Source organism: Streptococcus mitis, from assembly GCF_002096755.1.
Taxonomy (GTDB): domain Bacteria; phylum Bacillota; class Bacilli; order Lactobacillales; family Streptococcaceae; genus Streptococcus; species Streptococcus mitis_AC.
The window spans coordinates 38470-57809 of sequence record NZ_NCVF01000016.1; the positions used below are offsets into that span (position 1 = coordinate 38470).

Sequence of the window (19340 nt, forward strand, 5' to 3'; positions counted from 1 at the left end):
CAGTCCAATGATGAACACAAACCTGTGTTTTTCTTGGTCTTTTTTAGTGTTTTGAAGGGTGGTATACTAATCTCAAAGATAACAATTATATCCAAAGGAGGCAACATATGCCAAACGTCAAAGAAATTACAAGAGAGTCATGGATTTTAGCTACTTTCCCAGAGTGGGGAACATGGTTGAACGAAGAAATCGAAGAAGAAGTCGTACCTGAAGGCAATTTTGCCATGTGGTGGCTAGGCAACTGTGGTACTTGGATTAAGACACCAGGTGGTGCTAACGTTGTCATGGACCTTTGGTCAAACCGTGGAAAATCAACCAAAAAAGTGAAAGATATGGTTCGTGGGCACCAAATGGCAAATATGGCAGGTGTTCGTAAGTTGCAACCAAACTTACGTGTTCAGCCGATGGTTATCGATCCATTTGCTATCAACGAACTAGATTATTACTTAGTTTCACACTTCCATAGTGATCATATCGACCCATACACAGCTGCAGCAATTCTCAACAATTCTAAGTTAGAGCATGTTAAGTTTATCGGTCCTTACCACTGTGGACGAATCTGGGAAGGATGGGGTGTTCCAAAAGAACGTATCATCGTTGTTAAACCAGGTGACACTATCGAATTAAAAGATATGAAGATTCATGCAGTAGAATCATTTGACCGTACTTGTTTGGTAACTCTCCCAGTGAACGGTGCTGATGAGACAGGCGGTGAACTTGCTGGCTTAACTGTTACAGATGAAGAAATGGCTCAAAAGGCTGTTAACTATATCTTTGAAACACCAGGTGGAACCATCTATCATGGTGCAGATTCTCACTTCTCAAACTATTTTGCAAAACATGGTAAAGACTTTAAAATTGATGTTGCTTTGAATAACTATGGTGAAAATCCGGTAGGTATCCAAGATAAAATGACATCTATCGACCTTCTTCGTATGGCAGAAAATCTGCGTACCAAAGTCATTATCCCAGTTCACTATGATATCTGGTCTAACTTCATGGCTTCCACTAATGAGATTCTAGAACTTTGGAAAATGAGAAAAGATCGCTTGCAATACGATTTCCATCCATTTATCTGGGAAGTCGGCGGTAAGTACACTTATCCTCAAGATCAACACTTAGTAGAATACCATCATCCACGTGGTTTTGATGATTGTTTTGAACAAGACTCTAACATTCAATTTAAAGCTTTGCTATAATATAAAAATATTCTTTGGAGGTTATCCGTATGTTGCATGATACGGATAATTTTCATATAATAGTAAAATAGAATGTGTGATACAATAATCACCTCAAATAGAAAGGAAATTCTATGTCAAATCTATCTGTTAATGCAATTCGTTTCCTAGGTATTGACGCCATTAATAAAGCCAACTCAGGTCACCCAGGTGTGGTTATGGGAGCGGCTCCGATGGCTTACAGCCTCTTTACAAAACAACTTCGTATCAATCCAGCTAAACCAAACTGGATCAACCGCGACCGCTTTATTCTTTCAGCAGGTCATGGTTCAATGCTTCTTTATGCCCTTCTTCACCTTTCTGGTTTTGAAGATGTCAGCATGGATGAGATTAAGAGCTTCCGTCAGTGGGGTTCAAAAACACCAGGTCACCCAGAATTTGGTCATACAGCAGGGATTGATGCTACAACAGGTCCTCTAGGGCAAGGTATTTCAACTGCCACTGGTTTTGCCCAGGCAGAACGTTTCTTGGCAGCTAAGTATAACCGTGAAGGCTACAATATCTTTGACCACTATACTTACGTTATCTGTGGAGATGGAGACTTGATGGAAGGTGTCTCAAGCGAGGCAGCTTCATACGCAGGTTTGCAAAAACTAGACAAGTTGGTTGTTCTTTATGATTCAAATGACATCAACTTGGATGGTGAGACAAAAGATTCCTTTACAGAAAGTGTTCGTGACCGTTACAATGCCTACGGTTGGCATACTGCCTTGGTTGAAGATGGAACAGACTTGGAAGCAATCCATGCAGCTATCGAAACAGCAAAAGCTTCAGGTAAACCATCTTTGATTGAAGTGAAGACTGTTATTGGATACGGTTCTCCAAACAAACAGGGAACTAATGCCGTACACGGTGCTCCTCTTGGAGCAGATGAAACTGTAGCAACTCGTCAAGCCCTTGGTTGGGACTACGAACCATTTGAAATTCCAGAACAAGTTTATGCTGATTTCAAAGAAAATGTTGCAGATCGTGGCGCATCAGCTTATCAAGCTTGGACTAAATTAGTTGCTGACTATAAAGAGGCTCATCCAGAACTGGCTGCAGAAGTCGAAGCCATCATCGATGGGCGTGATCCAGTTGAAGTGACTCCAGCAGACTTCCCAGCCTTAGAAAATGGCTTCTCTCAAGCAACTCGTAATTCAAGCCAGGATGCCTTGAACGTTGTAGCTGCTAAATTGCCAACCTTCCTAGGTGGATCAGCTGACCTTGCTCACTCAAACATGACTTATATCAAGACTGATGGACTTCAAGACGATGCCAATCGCTTGAACCGTAACATTCAGTTTGGTGTTCGTGAATTTGCAATGGGAACGATCTTGAACGGGATGGCTCTTCACGGTGGACTTCGTGTATACGGTGGAACCTTCTTCGTCTTCTCTGATTATGTGAAGGCAGCTGTCCGCTTGTCAGCCTTGCAAGGGCTTCCTGTGACTTATGTCTTTACCCACGATTCTATTGCAGTCGGGGAAGATGGTCCAACGCATGAACCAGTTGAGCACTTAGCAGGTCTTCGTGCTATGCCAAATCTAAATGTTTTCCGCCCAGCAGATGCGCGTGAAACTCAAGCAGCTTGGTACCTTGCAGTGACAAGCGAAAAAACACCAACTGCCCTTGTCTTGACACGTCAAAACTTGACTGTTGAAGAAGGAACAGACTTCGACAAGGTTGCAAAAGGTGCCTATGTTGTCTATGAAAATGCAGCAGACTTTGATACCATCTTGATTGCGACAGGTTCAGAGGTTAATCTTGCTGTCTCAGCTGCCAAAGAATTGGCTAGTCAAGGTGCAAAAGTCCGCGTAGTCAGCATGCCATCTACAGATGTCTTTGATAAACAAGATGCAGCTTACAAGGAAGAAATCCTTCCAAATGCAGTTCGCCGTCGTGTTGCAGTCGAAATGGGTGCAAGTCAAAACTGGTACAAATATGTTGGACTAGATGGTGCTGTTCTTGGTATTGATACCTTCGGAGCCTCTGCCCCAGCACCAAAAGTATTGGCAGAATATGGCTTTACTGTAGAAAATCTAGTAAAAGTCGTTCAAAACTTGAAATAATCCTAAAAATCAGGGCGCAAGCTCTGATTTTTCTTACTAGAAAAGCAAGGTACAATCTTGTAAAAGTAGCTGAAATTTGATATAGTAGTCCTATGTAAAAGACAAAGGAGAATACAATGAATCCAAATTATACATTTTTAATTATGCTTGTAGCGATGTTTGCCTTGATGTTCTTTATGCAACGCTCTCAAAAGAAACAAGCACAAAAACGTATGGAAAGCTTAAATAAACTGCAAAAAGGCTATGAAGTGATTACAATCGGTGGACTTTACGGAACAGTCGATGAAGTAGATACTGAGAAGAGAACGATTGTTCTTGATGTAGATGGAGTTTACTTGACTTTTGAACTAGCTGCTATCAAGACCGTATTACCGCTGAAAGAAACAGCTTCACTAGAAGGCGCAATTGAAAAATAAGACGGGATCACGAACTCCCGTTTTTCTATAAAAGAAAGGAATGGGATGAAAAAACTAGTCTTTGTCTGTTTGGGGAATATTTGTCGCAGCCCTATGGCCGAGTTTGTTATGAAATCAATGACAGATAATTATGAAATCCAAAGTCGAGCGACTTCCTCTTGGGAACATGGCAATCCGATTCATAAGGGAACTCAAGGGATTTTTCAACAGTATGAGATTCCTTACGACAAAACCAAAACATCGCTTCAGATTAGTAAGGAAGATTTTGAAGCCTTTGATTATATTATCGGTATGGATGCTTCAAATGTTTCTGACTTACGTCAGATGTGTCCAGCAGACTGTAAAGATAAGATTTACTCATTCGCATCTGAAAGTGTTCCAGATCCTTGGTATACAGGAGATTTTGAGGAAACCTATCAGCGTGTTCAAGAGGGTTGTCAAGCTTGGTTAGAACGTTTAGAAAAGGGGAGTGAAGATGGAAAATCTTAAGAATTTTTACGACAAGTATCGTATCTATCTGACTCGTCCACGTTTAGAGATTTTGGCAGTAGTTACGATTGTTTTTTGTGCTGTACTCGTCTTTTTTCTAAATATTCCCGGAAAAGGCGTTCTAAAGCTTGATAATGGAACGATTGTTTACGATGGCAGTCTTGTACGTGGTAAAATGAATGGCCAAGGTACCATTACTTTCCAAAATGGGGACCAGTATACTGGTGGTTTCAACAATGGAGCCTTCAACGGAAAAGGTACCTTTCAATCTAAAGAAGGCTGGACATACGAAGGTGATTTTGTAAATGGTCAGGCTGAAGGAAAAGGGAAACTAACAACAGAACAAGAAGTCGTTTATGAAGGGACTTTTAAACAAGGCGTTTTTCAACAAAAATAAAGCCTCCTTATCAAAGGAGGTATTGTTATCATTTAAAAGTAAGCGCTTACTAGAAAATCTATCTCTTTCCAAGCTCCTCTTCCAATCAAGCTTGTGAAATAAAAAAATATTTGAAATTCATTTCACAAACTCTAAAGAAAAAACTTGATAAGTAAAGAAAATGAGAAAAAATTCACAAACAATAAAAAATTCTTTGTGAAATGTTTATGAAACTGTTTACAAAGTTAAAATAATACGTTATAATTAACTTGTGAAAAAATTAACAAAGGATATCGATCCTTGAAAGCTATGGAGGAAAATATGGCTGATAAAAAAACTGTGACACCAGAAGAAAAGAAACTCGCTGCTGAAAAGCATGTCGACGGCTTGGTGCAAAAAGCTTTAGTTGCTCTTGAGGAAATGCGTAAACTCGACCAAGAACAGGTCGACTACATCGTAGCTAAAGCGTCAGTGGCAGCTTTGGATGCCCACGGAGAATTGGCTATACATGCCTATGAAGAAACAGGACGTGGTGTATTTGAAGACAAAGCAACTAAGAACTTGTTTGCTTGTGAACACGTAGTAAACAACATGCGCCACACTAAAACAGTTGGCGTTATCGAAGAAGACGATGTAACAGGTTTGACTCTTATTGCTGAACCAGTTGGCGTTGTTTGTGGTATCACTCCAACAACAAACCCAACATCAACAGCAATCTTTAAGGCTTTGATTTCATTGAAGACACGTAATCCAATTGTCTTTGCCTTCCACCCATCAGCTCAAGAATCATCAGCTCATGCAGCTCAAATCGTTCGTGATGCTGCGATTAAAGCAGGAGCTCCTGAAAACTGTGTACAGTGGATTACTGAACCATCTATGGAAGCAACTAGTGCGCTTATGAACCACGAAGGTATTGCAACAATCCTTGCAACAGGTGGTAATGCCATGGTTAAAGCGGCTTACTCATGTGGTAAACCAGCTCTTGGGGTAGGTGCCGGAAACGTTCCAGCTTATGTTGAAAAATCAGCTAACATCCGCCAGGCTGCACACGATATCGTCATGTCTAAATCATTTGACAACGGTATGGTCTGTGCCTCTGAACAAGCGGTTATCATTGATAAAGAAATTTACGATGAATTTGTAGCAGAGTTCAAATCATATCACACTTACTTTGTAAACAAAAAAGAAAAAGCACTTCTTGAAGAATTCTGCTTCGGCGTGAAAGCAAACAGCAAAAACTGTGCTGGTGCAAAATTGAACGCTGACATAGTTGGTAAACCAGCAACTTGGATTGCAGAGCAAGCAGGATTTACAGTTCCAGAAGGAACAAACATTCTTGCTGCAGAATGTAAAGAAGTTGGTGAAAACGAGCCATTGACTCGTGAAAAATTGTCACCAGTTATCGCAGTTTTGAAATCTGAAAGCCGTGAAGATGGTATTACTAAGGCTCGTCAAATGGTTGAATTTAACGGTCTTGGACACTCAGCAGCCATCCACACAGCTGATGAAGAATTGACTAAAGAATTTGGTAAAGCTGTTAAAGCTATTCGTGTTATCTGTAACTCACCTTCTACTTTCGGTGGTATCGGGGACGTTTACAATGCCTTCTTGCCATCATTGACACTCGGATGTGGTTCTTACGGACGCAACTCAGTTGGGGATAACGTTAGTGCCATTAACCTCTTGAATATCAAAAAAGTCGGAAGACGGAGAAATAACATGCAATGGATGAAACTTCCTTCAAAAACATACTTTGAACGTGATTCAATTCAATACCTTCAAAAATGTCGTGACGTTGAACGTGTCATGATCGTTACTGACCATGCCATGGTAGAGCTTGGTTTCCTTGATCGTATCATCGAACAACTTGATCTTCGTCGCAATAAGGTTGTTTACCAAATCTTTGCTGATGTAGAACCAGATCCAGATATCACAACTGTAAACCGTGGTACTGAGATTATGCGTGCCTTCAAACCAGATACAATCATCGCTCTTGGTGGTGGATCTCCAATGGATGCTGCTAAAGTAATGTGGCTCTTCTACGAACAACCAGAAGTGGACTTCCGTGACCTTGTCCAAAAATTCATGGATATCCGTAAACGTGCCTTCAAATTCCCATTGCTTGGTAAGAAGACTAAATTCATCGCGATTCCAACTACATCTGGTACAGGATCTGAAGTAACACCATTTGCCGTTATCTCTGATAAAGCAAACAACCGTAAATACCCAATCGCTGACTACTCATTGACACCAACTGTGGCAATCGTAGACCCTGCTTTGGTATTGACAGTTCCTGGATTTGTTGCTGCGGACACTGGTATGGACGTATTGACCCACGCGACTGAAGCTTACGTATCACAAATGGCTAGCGACTACACTGACGGTCTTGCACTTCAAGCAATCAAGCTTGTATTTGAAAACCTTGAAAGCTCAGTTAAGAACGCAGACTTCCATTCACGCGAGAAAATGCATAACGCTTCAACAATCGCTGGTATGGCCTTTGCCAATGCCTTCCTAGGTATTTCTCACTCAATGGCTCATAAGATTGGTGCGCAATTCCACACAATCCACGGTCGTACAAATGCGATCTTGCTCCCATACGTTATCCGCTACAACGGTACACGTCCAGCTAAGACAGCAACATGGCCTAAGTACAACTACTACCGTGCAGACGAGAAATATCAAGATATCGCTCGTATGCTTGGACTTCCAGCTTCTACACCAGAAGAAGGGGTTGAATCTTTTGCAAAAGCTGTTTACGAACTCGGTGAGCGCGTAGGTATCCAAATGAACTTCAAAGCACAAGGTGTTGACGAAAAAGAATGGAAAGAACGTTCTCGTGAATTGGCCTTCCTTGCTTATGAAGATCAATGTTCGCCTGCAAACCCACGCCTTCCAATGGTTGACCATATGCAAGAAATCATCGAAGATTCTTACTATGGCTATAAAGAAAGACCAGGACGCCGTAAATAATTGTTATCAGCCTAGAGGCAGGGAATCCCTGTCTCTTTTTTTGTAATTCTATTTGAAAAATGGTATAATCATCGCATATATTTATTTGAAAATCAAATCTTTTATAATCATGCGAGGGGCAAATGAACAAGATAAATGAGTTAGGGGATAAAGTGCGACTTTTAAGAGAGGAGAAAGGACTTAGTCGTCCAGTTTTTTGTGGGGATGAGTCTGAATTATCAGTGCGTCAGTTGGTGAGAATCGAAAAAGGAGAATTTCGACCGACTATAAAAACACTAGAATATATTGCAGATAGATTAGAAATTCCATCCTACGTCTTGATGCCAGATTATAAGGAACTGCCTAAACGCTACCAAGAATTAAAGTACTTTCTTTTACATCACCCTGACTATGGAGACAAGGAGTTGCAAGAACAAAAGGAAGAATATTTTGATGAGATTTTTGAGTGTTTTTATGATGACCTGCCCCGTGATGAGAAGATGATAGTGGACTGCCTTCAGGCAATAGATGCAGTGAGAGCGACTAGTAATTCTTTATACGGAAGTGGTGTGATTGAGGACAGTCTTCAAGACTTACTATCCAGAGATGTATATAAGGCTGAGGAATTGTTGAAATTGAGACTGTATTTTCTTTGTCAGTTAATGGATGGTTTAAACGAGGGTGAGATAAAAAAGTCTGAGCATGAAACTATTCTTTATTTTCATGACAAATTAAGTTCTCAGGTTGATAAGATAGAGTTCGATTGTTTGGACTTACTTAGAGACTCCTTGTTAGCTTCTTTAACTTGTATAGAGGTTATGGGGTTGCTTCATTATTTTAAGAGGGCAGTCGAGACCTTAAATAAAATAGGGCAAAAAACACGAGATTTTCAAAAACAACCGATTGTCTTGATGGTGGAGTGGAAATATTATATTCAGATGGATTATGATACAGCCAAACAAAAGTATGAAGAAGCAAAAATGATGGCAAGGATGTTTGGCAATGGGAAGTTACTCGTTAGTTTAGATAATGAATGGGCTGAGGATCTAGAAAGATATCGTTAAAGAGTTTATAGGAGTGACATTTCTGTCATTGGAGAAATGTCGCTTTTTTGTTAAAATGAATTTGTAAATAAATAAGAAAGGGATTTGCTATGGTTAAGATGTTGTTTTTGCTACTTATCATTGGTGGGTGGTGGGGCTGAGTTTAGAGGTTTGATATGCTAGAATTTGAACGAATAAATAATGTTTTATTGCCTAGCATGTCAGAAGTTGGAGATGTACTGCTCATTCGACAAACGCTATCAACTCTTCTTCAAGTGGAAATAAGAGTTAACGGCTATTTATTGGATTTGATTACAATAAAACCCCAGATATTAAAAGTCTATCCATTAGTCGGTATAGCAAATAATGCACTTATTATTGTACGAGAAGTAAATGAGGGACTTGATATGACGTTGGAGTGTAATAGAACATTTAGAGATTTTGATTTTTTTAGAAAATTAAAATAGAAATTTAAAAAGGAGAAATAAAATATGTGGCGTTGGGTATGGAAAATAGTAAAATGGATTTTGATTAATTTAATGTGGACAGCTATTTGGGGCTGGGTTCAACAATGGTTTAGTAAATAGGAGGAATTATTATGTGGAGCTTCGTATGGAGAATTATCAGATGGATTATTATTGACTGGATTTTAACAGCAATTTGGGGCTGGGTTAAACAGTGGTTCTAGTTTAGAAATTAATAGAACAGAGTCGATTTTTACATAAAATATTAGTAAAATTAGAAATTAATATAAAAAAATAATTGATAGTTATGTCTCAGTTTGAAAATGGGCATTCTCAAAAAGATTATAGACATAACTATCAACTATTTTAATTATAATATAAAAGGAGAAAAAATGAAAGTAGAGAACATTTCGTATAGGATAAATAGCAGGATACTGTTTAACAATATTTCTTTTGATACTTCAAATTCAGGTCTGACACTGATTACTGGAAAAAATGGTGCAGGAAAGTCAACATTATTGAAAGTATTACTAGGAATTGTTCAACCATATTCTGGCTCATTGATTTCTGAAGAAAAAGTTAGCTATGTTCCAGATTCTTCGGACAACTATTTCATTGGTTTATCTCCTAATTTATTATTCGAATTTTTACAGAAACAATTTTTTATTGAAACAAATTTGTTCGAAGAACGGTTAAGAGAATTACGAGAACAATTTTATTTGAATGAGAAATTAATGACACAAACAATTCAATCATTGTCATTAGGAGAAAAGAAAAAAGTAATGCTTATAGCAGCGTTTTTATTGGATTCGGACTTGTATGTTATGGATGAACCTTTATCAGGTTTAGATCAAATTTCGGTTGAAAATCTGCTTCACTTGATGGAGCAAAAGATAAATCTAGGCAAGCACTTCATTATTGTAAGTCACGAGAGGCAAGAAATTTTACCGACAGTTGATCAGATTATTTCTTTGTAGAGGAAAGTTATATGGAAAAGTTTTATTATTCTATTACTCTATTATTCCTATCTCGACAGGGATACTGGAATGATTCGAATAATGTCAAGGAATTATCGTTGCTTCAATCAACCTACAAATATTTTTTTTCATCTGTTAGTTTGATTTTTATATTTTGTTTTGCTAAACAAGAAGTTTATAAGCTATTAAGTGAAAATCAAATTTGGGGTATCCTATCATACTTTGAATTAGTAAAAATACTTGTTCCTGCAATTTTGTTATTAGGAATAATTTATGAAAATATTTATGTTTTAAAAACTAAAACAGAGAGTACAATGAGGATATTTTTCAATGTCACAGGGAGAGAATTTTGGAATATAGTATTTTTAAAGAATTTAATTCTAGTTTCCCCCATCTTAGTAGTTATTTTTTTCTATGATATTTCTTTAGGAATATTTGCGTGCCTACTTGTTTTTTTACTTAATAGTATATTTTTTATACCGAAAATCAGGTATGTTAGGCCAAGGTTTAAAAAATCGTTCAGTATGACCTATTTATTATCTGTCGTTGATGGTTTGACGGTGTTTAAAGCGATGACTATACCTGTATCTTCAACTTTTATGTTTATGTTCATGTGGTTGGTTTTGCCAGATTTTTTAGGAATTGATATCTCGAATAAAGCGATGATATTGAATACAGCTTTATTTTCAGGGACAGTATTTTTTAGCAATAAAGGGATAAATTTTTATTTTCTTACTTTAAATAAGGACTTCCCTTATCTGAAGGCTGTGGGGGTCAATCTTAATAAGTTTATAAAAAAAAGAATTTGGTCTTTAAATCTTATTAGTATCTTAATTCCGTCGATCTCGCTATATTTCTTTTTAAATTATCTGGGGTACGGCTTTATAGATATTTCCCTATTTCTTTTCGGAGTTTCTCTAGCATATTTTTTATGCCAAGGGATACAAATGTTAGAGATAATTATATTTAGAAAGTATCATTTCAAGAATGCGAAAGAATTAGATGCTTTTTCAATTCCTATAAATACAAGGATAACGTTGTACATTATTCGCTTCGTACCAGTTATGGTTTGCTTATTATTCAATCAAATTAAACTATTTGGTTTATGGGGCTTGATATTGTTAAATATAGTTTATATCAGTATTATTTATTGTAGTTTATATCGATATATGTTGTCAAAAGTAATTAAAGGAGATAATCATGTCCATTTTATCCATTAAAAATATTTCAAAGTTTTACACTTTGGACGGTAAACATCAAGAACAGGCTTTAAAGAATATAAACCTGCAAATCGCAAAAGGTAAAATTACAGCGATTTACGGGCCGTCAGGCTGTGGCAAAACTAGCTTGCTAAACATCATCAGTGGTCTAGATAGACAATATGAAGGAGTTTTAGAATTTAAAGGGGAATCTCTCCGTGACTTATCAGAGATTGAACTAACTCAATTTCGTAAAAACAAGATTGGATTTGTGTTTCAAAACTTCAACCTCATTCCTCATCAATCTGTCTTGGACAATGTCAAGCTACCTCTCTATGTCAAAGATTTATCTGACAGGGAGATGACAATGATTGCAAAGGAGCAATTAAGTAGCTTAGGAATGGAGCCTTTTATGGCTAAAAATGTTAAACAGCTTTCTGGCGGGCAAAAGCAACGTGTAGCAATCGCGCGTGCCTTGGTAAATCAGCCTGATATGATTGTAGCAGATGAGCCAACGGGGTCACTGGATTCTCAATCTCAAGAAATGGTATTGGAAGTATTTAAAAATTTAGCCCAGACAGGGAAAACAGTATTGATTGTAACCCATAATCCAGAGGTTGCTGCATATGCAGATGTGATTATCAAAATGAAGGATGGTGAAGTCGTTGAAGAAGTCAAAAAATAAAGGATTATCATTGAAAAACAAATTCAAACTTTCTTTAAATAACTTTCTGGAAAGAAAGTGGCGTAACTTATTGATTGCGCTAGCAACCTCAATCGGTTTTGTAGGAGTCTTAATTTCTTTCGGCTTGGGAAATGCTTTGATTTCGATGATTGATGAAAATACGAATGGAGGTCAAATTCCTTCTCAAGTTCAGATTGCTTTAAACACAGAAAATGCTGGACGAGGCTTTTTGAACCAAGATGATAAGAACTATATCACGGATACAGTTGGCAAAGAAGCTATTAAATATTTGGAGAGTCCTTTTGGGATGACCATGTCAAATATTACTATAGATGGGCAAGAAATGGATCTGAGTCAAACGATGCCTTCTTATGCTCAAGTAGTGAGTCTCTATGAGGATACAAGTATTTCTGTTAGTAGTAATGAGGCGGACAAAGTATTAGCCGGTTCCCTCTATACTGATGCAAATGAACAGGGCTTGACGATTCCAAGCAGTTTACTAAAAAGTTGGAATGAACAGACAGGAAAAAATCTGACGGCTAGTGATATTATTGGCAAATCAGTCTCAGCCAGCATTGTAGAAAATGCTGCTGAAGCTAGCAAGATTGCTCAATTTCAAACGAAGATTGTGCGTGTAATCAATGATGAAGATGACATGGAGGATAGCAACAGTTTCATGCCGTCTAATCAAATGGAAACAATTTTGAAAGAAGCTGGATTTACAAAAGCTGTATCTTATTTTATCTTGGAACTTAAAGATCCATCACAGACAAAAGTGGTAACAGAAGAATTGCAGAAAAATAAGAAGTATACTGTTCTTTCTCAACAGAAGGTTCTTGATATTGTGATTACTTTTATTCGTGTTATTCAGGGATTGTTGATTGTGCTTTCATCACAAGCTATTGTGGTAGCAGCGGTCATGATTGGCATCATCATTTACATTAATATCATGCAACGTTCTAAGGAAATAGGTGTCATGAAGGCAGTTGGTTATCAAAATCGCGATGTCAAAGGAATTTTTATTTACGAGGCTATTTGGATTGTAGGAATCGCCTTGCTGCTGGCATTTTTGGTTGCACAAGGGGTGGGAAGTTTGGCGAATGCGGTTGTAAATCACTTTTACCCATCCATCACGAAGGTTTTTGAATTAAATCTTCTATCTATTTTAGGAACTCTAGCTTTTGCTCTATTACTTGGTTATGTCTCAGCCTACTTCCCAGCACGTAAAATTAGTAAAATGGATCCTGTAGAATCGCTACGATATGAATAGTAAGGAAGTTCTTGATTTATAGCCTGAAAAAGAAACTAACATAGAAAAACAATGCCCGTACTTGCAATTAAACTTAAATAGTTATATAATAGGTTTGTTGAAAGGTGATTTGTAGTGATTCAAGTTACTCTTTTCACAATAAAAATTTCATGATTTTCATAAGGAGGAAATCACTAATGGTAGTTAAAGTTGGTATTAACGGTTTCGGACGTATCGGTCGTCTTGCTTTCCGTCGTATCCAAAACGTAGAAGGTGTTGAAGTTACTCGTATCAACGACCTTACAGATCCAGTTATGCTTGCACACTTGTTGAAATACGACACAACTCAAGGTCGTTTCGACGGTACTGTTGAAGTTAAAGAAGGTGGATTTGAAGTTAACGGTAAATTCATCAAAGTTTCTGCTGAACGTGATCCAGAACAAATCGACTGGGCTAACGACGGTGTAGAAATCGTTCTTGAAGCTACTGGTTTCTTTGCTAAGAAAGCAGCTGCTGAAAAACACTTGCACCCAGGTGGAGCTAAGAAAGTTGTTATTACTGCTCCTGGTGGAAACGACGTTAAAACAGTTGTATTCAACACTAACCACGATGTTCTTGACGGTACTGAAACAGTTATCTCAGGTGCTTCATGTACTACAAACTGCTTGGCTCCTATGGCTAAAGCTCTTCAAGACAACTTTGGTGTTGTTGAAGGATTGATGACTACTATCCACGCTTACACTGGTGACCAAATGATCCTTGACGGACCACACCGTGGTGGTGACCTTCGCCGTGCTCGCGCTGGTGCTGCAAACATCGTTCCTAACTCAACTGGTGCTGCAAAAGCTATCGGTCTTGTAATTCCAGAATTGAACGGTAAACTTGACGGATCTGCACAACGCGTTCCAACTCCAACTGGATCAGTTACTGAATTGGTAGCTGTTCTTGAAAAGAACGTTACTGTTGATGAAGTGAACGCAGCTATGAAAGCAGCTTCAAACGAATCATACGGTTACACAGAAGATCCAATCGTATCTTCAGATATCGTAGGTATGTCTTACGGTTCATTGTTTGACGCAACTCAAACTAAAGTTCTTGACGTTGACGGTAAACAATTGGTTAAAGTTGTTTCATGGTACGACAACGAAATGTCATACACTGCACAACTTGTTCGTACTCTTGAATACTTCGCAAAAATCGCTAAATAATTCTTGAGTCGATAGAAAAGCAAGGCCTCTGGTCTTGCTTTTCTTATATGGAAAAATGGATGACACAATCATCCATTCTTTTTTAATTCTTTTTCAAAAGTATTTGAAAGGGTAGTGAAAGTTAGCTTCTCTAAAGTAAGTGGATGGGTAAAGGAAAGTCGAAAGGCGTGGAGCATAAGACGACTTGTCTTTGATTTACTATTATAGAGAGGATCACCCAGGATAGGAAGATCATGATGGGAAAGGTGGACACGAATCTGATGGGTTCGCCCTGTCTTTAGTTTGCAACGAACTAAGGAAGTTTTGTTTGGGAATTGCTTTAATCTGCTTACATGCGTTTCAGCATATTGCCCATTTTTTGTATCAACTATTCGTTTTCTGCGGTCATGGCGATCACGCCCAATTTTGTCCCTGAAAACAAGCTCTTTGCTGTTGATATTTCCATCAACTAGTGCCCAGTATTCCCTAGAAATCTCTTTTTTCTCCAGTAAGCGATTGAGAATAGGCAGGATAAAAGGATTTTTAGCAAAGAGAACCAAACCACTGGTTTCCATGTCCAGACGATGAACGACATAGCAGGTTTGGCCAACATAGGCACTGACATGGTTAAGAAGGGCGGTTTCGTTTGGCTGATTACCATGCGTTTTCATCCCCTCTGGTTTGTTCACAATAACTAAGTGTTGATCTTGATAAACTTCCTGAATGAGGTTTGGGTTGCCCCAAGGAATTTCTTTTTCGGGATAATCTTCCTCGTCAAAAGCCAATTGGCAAACATCTCCAGGATTTACCGTCTCGTTCCAATGAACTTCTCGCTGATTAATCAAAATGTGTTTCTTGATTCTCAAAAAATGACGGATTTTTCTAGGGATGAGGAGTTGTTCCTCAAGTAATTGCTTTACCGTCATTTGAGGTAGAGAGTCTGGTAATGTAAATGTGAATTTCATACAGATATTGTAACAAAAAAAGCCCTATTTGGATAGAAAATAGCTAAATTCTTGTCTTCCCATGATGAAGATGATAAAATAAACGCATGAAATTAGATAAATTATTTGAGAAATTTCTTTCTCTTTTTAAAAAAGAAACAAGTGAATCAGAGGATTCTGATTCTACTAGCTTACGTCGCTCTCGTAGTGATCGAAAAAAATTAGCCCAAGTAGGTCCGATTCGAAAATTCTGGCGTCGCTATCATCTAACAAAGATTGTCCTTATACTAGGTTTGAGTGCAGGTTTGCTAGTTGGAACCTATTTGTTTGCTGTAGCCAAGTCAACCAATGTCAATGATTTACAAAATGCCTTGAAAACTCGGACTATCATTTTTGACCGTGAAGAAAAAGAGGCCGGTGCCTTGTCTGGTCAAAAAGGAACTTATGTTGAATTGACTGATATCAGTAAAAATTTGCAGAATGCCGTTATTGCGACAGAAGACCGTTCTTTTTATAAAAATGACGGGATTAACTATGGTCGTTTCTTCTTGGCTATTGTAACTGCTGGTCGTTCAGGTGGTGGTTCTACTATTACCCAACAGCTGGCTAAAAACGCCTATCTGTCGCAGGATCAAACTGTTGAGAGAAAAGCGAAAGAATTTTTCCTTGCCTTAGAATTAACAAAAAAATATAGTAAGGATCAAATTCTAACCATGTACCTTAACAACGCTTATTTTGGAAATGGTGTGTGGGGTGTAGAAGATGCGAGTAAGAAATACTTTGGAGTTTCTGCATCAGAAGTGAGTTTGGATCAAGCTGCGACTCTGGCAGGGATGCTCAAGGGGCCGGAACTGTATAATCCCTTGAATTCCGTAGAAGATTCTACCAATCGGCGCGATACTGTCTTGCAGAATATGGTTGCAGCGGGTTACATTGATAAAAACCAAGAAACCGAAGCTGTTGAAGTTGATATGACTTCGCAATTGCACGATAAGTATGAAGGGAAAATTTCAGATTACCGCTATCCTTCTTATTTTGATGCGGTGGTTAATGAAGCCGTTTCCAAGTATAATCTAACAGAGGAAGAAATTGTCAATAATGGCTACCGCATTTATACAGAGCTGGACCAAAACTATCAAGCAAATATGCAGGTTGTCTATGAAAATACATCGCTATTTCCGAGGGCAGAGGATGGAACATTTGCTCAATCAGGAAGTGTGGCTCTCGAACCGAAAACAGGTGGAGTTCGTGGAGTTGTCGGTCAGGTTGCTGGCAATGATAAAACTGGATTCCGGAATTTCAACTATGCAACTCAATCAAAACGTAGCCCTGGTTCTACAATTAAGCCTTTAGTTGTTTATACGCCTGCAGTTGAAGCTGGCTGGGCTTTGAATAAGCAGTTGGATAACCATACCATGCAGTACGACAGCTATAAGGTTGATAACTATGCAGGGATCAAAACGAGTCGAGAAGTTCCTATGTATCAAGCCTTGGCAGAGTCGCTTAATCTACCTGCTGTTGCCACTGTTAATGATTTGGGCGTCGACAAGGCTTTTGAGGCAGGCGAAAAATTCGGACTCAACATGGAAAAGGTCGACCGTGTTCTTGGTGTCGCCTTGGGAAGTGGTGTCGAAACCAATCCTCTGCAAATGGCTCAAGCATATGCTGCCTTTGCAAATGAAGGTTTAATGCCGGAAGCTCATTTTATTAGTAGAATTGAAAATGCTAGTGGTCAGGTCATTGCGAGCCATAAAAATTCACAAAAACGGGTGATTGATAAGTCTGTAGCTGACAAGATGACCAGTATGATGTTGGGGACATTTACAAACGGTACCGGTATTAGTTCATCGCCTGCAGACTATGTCATGGCAGGAAAAACTGGGACAACTGAAGCTGTTTTTAATCCGGAATACACAAGTGACCAGTGGGTAATTGGCTATACCCCGGATGTTGTGATTAGTCACTGGCTTGGCTTTCCAACCACTGATGAAAATCACTATCTAGCTGGCTCTACTTCAAACGGTGCAGCTCATGTCTTTAGAAACATTGCTAATACCATTTTACCTTATACGCCAGGAAGTACCTTTACGGTTGAAAATGCTTATAAGCAAAATGGAATTGCACCAGCCAATAAAAGAAATCAAGTACAGAGTAATGAAGAAAATCAGGCGGATAATAGCCTTTCTGATATTAGAAGTCGTGCACAAAATCTGGTAGATGAGGCTAGCCGTGCTATCTCGGATGCGAAGATTAAGGAAAAGGCTCAAACGATATGGGATTCGGTAGTCAATCTATTTCGTTAAGATGCTTGTCAAAGCCTGGCTTTCTTGTTATAATAGATAAGATGGAGGCGTTATGGCACTAAAAAAAGCAAGCCTAGCTTGTGCGGTTTGTGGTTCGAGAAACTATTCAATCAAGATCAGCGGAAACCCCAAGCCAACACGACTAGAAGTAAATAAATTTTGTAAACATTGTGGTAAGTACACTACACACAGAGAAACGAGATAGGAGAGAGCGATGCGTTTTATTGGAGATATTTTTAGACTTCTTAAAGACACAACATGGCCAACTCGCAAGGAAAGCTGGAGAGATTTTCGTTCTATCATGGAATACACTGCTTTCTTTGTTGTGATTATTTATATTTTTGACAAGTTGATTGTTTCAGGTTTGATTCGATTTATTAACATTTTTTAGAAGATCTGTGGAATTATTTACGCTAAAAATCTTCTATTATGAAAGGAAGTATCATGGATAGTTTTGATAAAGGATGGTTTGTTTTACAAACCTATTCTGGTTATGAAAATAAGGTAAAAGAAAATCTATTACAACGTGCACAAACCTACAATATGTTGGATAATATTTTACGTGTTGAAATTCCAACACAAACAGTGCAAGTTGAAAAAAATGGAAAGAGAAAAGAAGTAGAAGAAAATCGCTTTCCAGGTTATGTTCTTGTGGAAATGGTGATGACAGATGAAGCTTGGTTTGTTGTTCGAAACACACCAAACGTTACAGGATTCGTCGGATCTCACGGAAATAGATCAAAACCAACTCCATTATTGGAACAAGAAATCCGTGATATCTTGGTTTCTATGGGACAAACTGTACAAGAGTTTGATATCGATGTTGAAGTTGGTCAAACTGTACGTATCATTGATGGTGCTTTTGCAGACTATACTGGTAAGATTACAGAGATTGATAACAATAAAGTGAAGATGATTATCTCTATGTTTGGTAATGACACAGTTGCAGAAGTAAACCTAAATCAAATTGCAGAATTATAACCCTGAGAGAGGCATGTCCTCTCTTTTTTGTGCAGTTTAGACGGTGTAGGGAACAGAATGGGGGAAATGGGACAAAAGTGTTTCTGAATCTGTTAGACTGTATCTAGAAAAGGGGACGTTATGTTTAAAGAATTATATGAAGAAGTCCAGGGGATTGTATATAAGTGTAGAAATGAATATTACCTTCATTTATGGGATCTATCGGATTGGGACCAAGAGGGGATGATTTGCTTACATGAATTGATTAGTAGAGAAGAAGAGCTGGCAGAAGATATTCCTCGTTTACGTAAATACTTCAAAACCAAGTTCCGTAATCGAATTTTAGACCATATCCGTAAACAAGAAAGCCAGAAGCGTAGATATGATAAAGAACCTTATGAAGAAGTAGGGGAGCTTAGTCATCGTATAAGTGAGGGAGGTCTGTGTCTAGATGATTATTATCTATTTCATGAGACACTAAGAGATTATAGAAACAAACAAAGTAAAGAAAAACAAGAAGAGTTAGAACGGGTCCTAAGACATGAACGCTTCCGAGGTCGTCAAAGAGTATTAAGAGACTTACGTATTGTGTTTAAAGAGTTTGATATCCGTACTCAATAGGAAGTCATACAAAAAAACATAAAAAGATAAAAAAGGTGTTGACAAAGTTTGAAAAGCCTGTATAATAGTAAGAGTTGAAAATAACAGCTCTGGTCCGTTGGTCAAGGGGTTAAGACACCGCCTTTTCACGGCGGTAACACGGGTTCGAATCCCGTACGGACTATGGTATGTTGCGGATGGAACACT

At 38.3% G+C, this 19340-nt stretch carries 19 protein-coding genes and 1 tRNA gene; 19 read left to right on the forward strand and 1 reads right to left on the reverse strand.

All coding sequences use genetic code 11. The features are described 5' to 3' along the window. Window positions 1-107 precede the first annotated feature (107 nt). The 13 genes from ulaG to gap all read left to right on the forward strand — a co-directional run bounded on the left by ulaG (window position 108) and on the right by gap (window position 14347). Window positions 108-1199, forward strand: coding sequence for an L-ascorbate 6-phosphate lactonase (gene ulaG / locus B7700_RS00920; RefSeq protein WP_023947932.1), 1092 nt, complete (start codon window positions 108-110; stop codon window positions 1197-1199). A gap of 113 nt (window positions 1200-1312) precedes the next feature. Next, window positions 1313-3289, forward strand: coding sequence for a transketolase (tkt, locus tag B7700_RS00925; protein ID WP_084886502.1), 1977 nt, complete (start codon window positions 1313-1315; stop codon window positions 3287-3289). Window positions 3290-3405: 116 nt separating this feature from the next. Next, entirely contained in the window at window positions 3406-3705 is a 300-nt protein-coding gene (yajC, locus tag B7700_RS00930) for a preprotein translocase subunit YajC (RefSeq protein WP_004257425.1), read from the forward strand. Window positions 3706-3750: 45 nt separating this feature from the next. After that, window positions 3751-4194, forward strand: a complete 444-nt coding sequence (locus B7700_RS00935; RefSeq protein WP_084886506.1) for a low molecular weight protein-tyrosine-phosphatase — start codon at window positions 3751-3753, stop codon at window positions 4192-4194. Continuing rightward, window positions 4181-4591: an MORN repeat-containing protein gene (locus tag B7700_RS00940; protein WP_000429311.1), complete on the forward strand. Its 411-nt coding sequence runs from the start codon at window positions 4181-4183 to the stop codon at window positions 4589-4591. Before B7700_RS00935 ends, B7700_RS00940 begins: the two co-directional genes overlap by 14 nt. A 300-nt stretch (window positions 4592-4891) precedes the next feature. Continuing rightward, window positions 4892-7543, forward strand: coding sequence for a bifunctional acetaldehyde-CoA/alcohol dehydrogenase (adhE, locus tag B7700_RS00945; RefSeq protein ID WP_084886509.1), 2652 nt, complete (start codon window positions 4892-4894; stop codon window positions 7541-7543). Between the two features lie 122 nt (window positions 7544-7665). Further along, window positions 7666-8586 carry a helix-turn-helix domain-containing protein gene (locus B7700_RS00950; RefSeq protein ID WP_020903611.1) on the forward strand — a complete coding sequence of 307 codons (921 nt, stop codon included), beginning with the start codon at window positions 7666-7668 and terminating at the stop codon, window positions 8584-8586. 155 nt (window positions 8587-8741) lie between these two features. Then, on the forward strand, window positions 8742-9032 hold the full coding sequence (locus B7700_RS00955) for a hypothetical protein (protein WP_050492331.1): 291 nt from the start codon (window positions 8742-8744) through the stop codon (window positions 9030-9032). Between the two features lie 389 nt (window positions 9033-9421). After that, complete coding sequence (locus B7700_RS00960; RefSeq protein ID WP_125393797.1) at window positions 9422-10006, forward strand: ABC transporter ATP-binding protein; 585 nt, start codon at window positions 9422-9424, stop codon at window positions 10004-10006. A gap of 11 nt (window positions 10007-10017) precedes the next feature. Beyond that, entirely contained in the window at window positions 10018-11226 is a 1209-nt protein-coding gene (locus B7700_RS00965; RefSeq protein WP_084886514.1) for a hypothetical protein, read from the forward strand. After that, window positions 11207-11890 (forward strand): ABC transporter ATP-binding protein, encoded by a 684-nt coding sequence (locus tag B7700_RS00970; RefSeq protein WP_084886517.1) that lies wholly within the window; start codon window positions 11207-11209, stop codon window positions 11888-11890. The genes B7700_RS00965 and B7700_RS00970 overlap by 20 nt, the downstream gene beginning before the upstream one ends. Beyond that, window positions 11859-13160, forward strand: coding sequence for an ABC transporter permease (locus tag B7700_RS00975; RefSeq protein ID WP_185761634.1), 1302 nt, complete (start codon window positions 11859-11861; stop codon window positions 13158-13160). Before B7700_RS00970 ends, B7700_RS00975 begins: the two co-directional genes overlap by 32 nt. Window positions 13161-13336: 176 nt before the next feature. After that, window positions 13337-14347 (forward strand): type I glyceraldehyde-3-phosphate dehydrogenase, encoded by a 1011-nt coding sequence (gene gap / locus B7700_RS00980; RefSeq protein ID WP_084886520.1) that lies wholly within the window; start codon window positions 13337-13339, stop codon window positions 14345-14347. A 68-nt stretch (window positions 14348-14415) separates the two neighbouring features. Here gap and B7700_RS00985 read toward each other — a convergent pair whose 3' ends face one another. Next, window positions 14416-15291: an RluA family pseudouridine synthase gene (locus tag B7700_RS00985; protein ID WP_084886523.1), complete on the reverse strand. Its 876-nt coding sequence runs from the start codon at window positions 15289-15291 to the stop codon at window positions 14416-14418. Between the two features lie 86 nt (window positions 15292-15377). Here B7700_RS00985 and pbp2a point away from each other — a divergent pair, with 86 nt between their 5' ends. The 6 genes from pbp2a to B7700_RS01015 all read left to right on the forward strand — a co-directional run bounded on the left by pbp2a (window position 15378) and on the right by B7700_RS01015 (window position 19317). Then, window positions 15378-17573, forward strand: coding sequence for a penicillin-binding protein PBP2A (pbp2a, locus tag B7700_RS00990; protein ID WP_084886525.1), 2196 nt, complete (start codon window positions 15378-15380; stop codon window positions 17571-17573). 52 nt (window positions 17574-17625) lie between these two features. Further along, complete coding sequence (gene rpmG, locus B7700_RS00995; RefSeq protein WP_001809375.1) at window positions 17626-17778, forward strand: 50S ribosomal protein L33; 153 nt, start codon at window positions 17626-17628, stop codon at window positions 17776-17778. Window positions 17779-17787: 9 nt separating this feature from the next. Continuing rightward, window positions 17788-17964, forward strand: coding sequence for a preprotein translocase subunit SecE (secE, locus tag B7700_RS01000; RefSeq protein ID WP_001210990.1), 177 nt, complete (start codon window positions 17788-17790; stop codon window positions 17962-17964). Window positions 17965-18017: 53 nt separating this feature from the next. Further along, a complete protein-coding gene (gene nusG / locus B7700_RS01005) occupies window positions 18018-18554 on the forward strand; it encodes a transcription termination/antitermination protein NusG (protein WP_000376740.1) in 537 nt (178 codons plus the stop codon). 120 nt (window positions 18555-18674) lie between these two features. Continuing rightward, window positions 18675-19154 carry a sigma-70 RNA polymerase sigma factor region 4 domain-containing protein gene (locus B7700_RS01010; protein ID WP_084886528.1) on the forward strand — a complete coding sequence of 160 codons (480 nt, stop codon included), beginning with the start codon at window positions 18675-18677 and terminating at the stop codon, window positions 19152-19154. Between the two features lie 91 nt (window positions 19155-19245). Next, a tRNA-Glu gene (locus B7700_RS01015) sits at window positions 19246-19317 on the forward strand. The last annotated feature ends 23 nt before the right edge of the window (window positions 19318-19340 follow it).

What these genes read in the sequence shown, in the direction of transcription:
- nusG (WP_000376740.1), top strand. Translation starts at nt 18,018, where the DNA reads ATGGATAGTTTTGATAAAGGATGGTTTGTTTTACAAACCTATTCTGGT.
- ulaG (WP_023947932.1), top strand. Translation starts at nt 108, where the DNA reads ATGCCAAACGTCAAAGAAATTACAAGAGAGTCATGGATTTTAGCTACT.
- B7700_RS00935 (WP_084886506.1), top strand. Translation starts at nt 3,751, where the DNA reads ATGAAAAAACTAGTCTTTGTCTGTTTGGGGAATATTTGTCGCAGCCCT.
- gap (WP_084886520.1), top strand. Translation starts at nt 13,337, where the DNA reads ATGGTAGTTAAAGTTGGTATTAACGGTTTCGGACGTATCGGTCGTCTT.
- B7700_RS00985 (WP_084886523.1), bottom strand. Translation starts at nt 15,291, where the DNA reads ATGAAATTCACATTTACATTACCAGACTCTCTACCTCAAATGACGGTA.
- pbp2a (WP_084886525.1), top strand. Translation starts at nt 15,378, where the DNA reads ATGAAATTAGATAAATTATTTGAGAAATTTCTTTCTCTTTTTAAAAAA.
- B7700_RS00950 (WP_020903611.1), top strand. Translation starts at nt 7,666, where the DNA reads ATGAACAAGATAAATGAGTTAGGGGATAAAGTGCGACTTTTAAGAGAG.
- adhE (WP_084886509.1), top strand. Translation starts at nt 4,892, where the DNA reads ATGGCTGATAAAAAAACTGTGACACCAGAAGAAAAGAAACTCGCTGCT.
- rpmG (WP_001809375.1), top strand. Translation starts at nt 17,626, where the DNA reads ATGGCACTAAAAAAAGCAAGCCTAGCTTGTGCGGTTTGTGGTTCGAGA.
- B7700_RS00970 (WP_084886517.1), top strand. Translation starts at nt 11,207, where the DNA reads ATGTCCATTTTATCCATTAAAAATATTTCAAAGTTTTACACTTTGGAC.
- B7700_RS00940 (WP_000429311.1), top strand. Translation starts at nt 4,181, where the DNA reads ATGGAAAATCTTAAGAATTTTTACGACAAGTATCGTATCTATCTGACT.
- yajC (WP_004257425.1), top strand. Translation starts at nt 3,406, where the DNA reads ATGAATCCAAATTATACATTTTTAATTATGCTTGTAGCGATGTTTGCC.
- tkt (WP_084886502.1), top strand. Translation starts at nt 1,313, where the DNA reads ATGTCAAATCTATCTGTTAATGCAATTCGTTTCCTAGGTATTGACGCC.
- B7700_RS00975 (WP_185761634.1), top strand. Translation starts at nt 11,859, where the DNA reads ATGGTGAAGTCGTTGAAGAAGTCAAAAAATAAAGGATTATCATTGAAA.
- B7700_RS00960 (WP_125393797.1), top strand. Translation starts at nt 9,422, where the DNA reads ATGAAAGTAGAGAACATTTCGTATAGGATAAATAGCAGGATACTGTTT.
- B7700_RS01010 (WP_084886528.1), top strand. Translation starts at nt 18,675, where the DNA reads ATGTTTAAAGAATTATATGAAGAAGTCCAGGGGATTGTATATAAGTGT.
- B7700_RS00955 (WP_050492331.1), top strand. Translation starts at nt 8,742, where the DNA reads ATGCTAGAATTTGAACGAATAAATAATGTTTTATTGCCTAGCATGTCA.
- secE (WP_001210990.1), top strand. Translation starts at nt 17,788, where the DNA reads ATGCGTTTTATTGGAGATATTTTTAGACTTCTTAAAGACACAACATGG.
- B7700_RS00965 (WP_084886514.1), top strand. Translation starts at nt 10,018, where the DNA reads ATGGAAAAGTTTTATTATTCTATTACTCTATTATTCCTATCTCGACAG.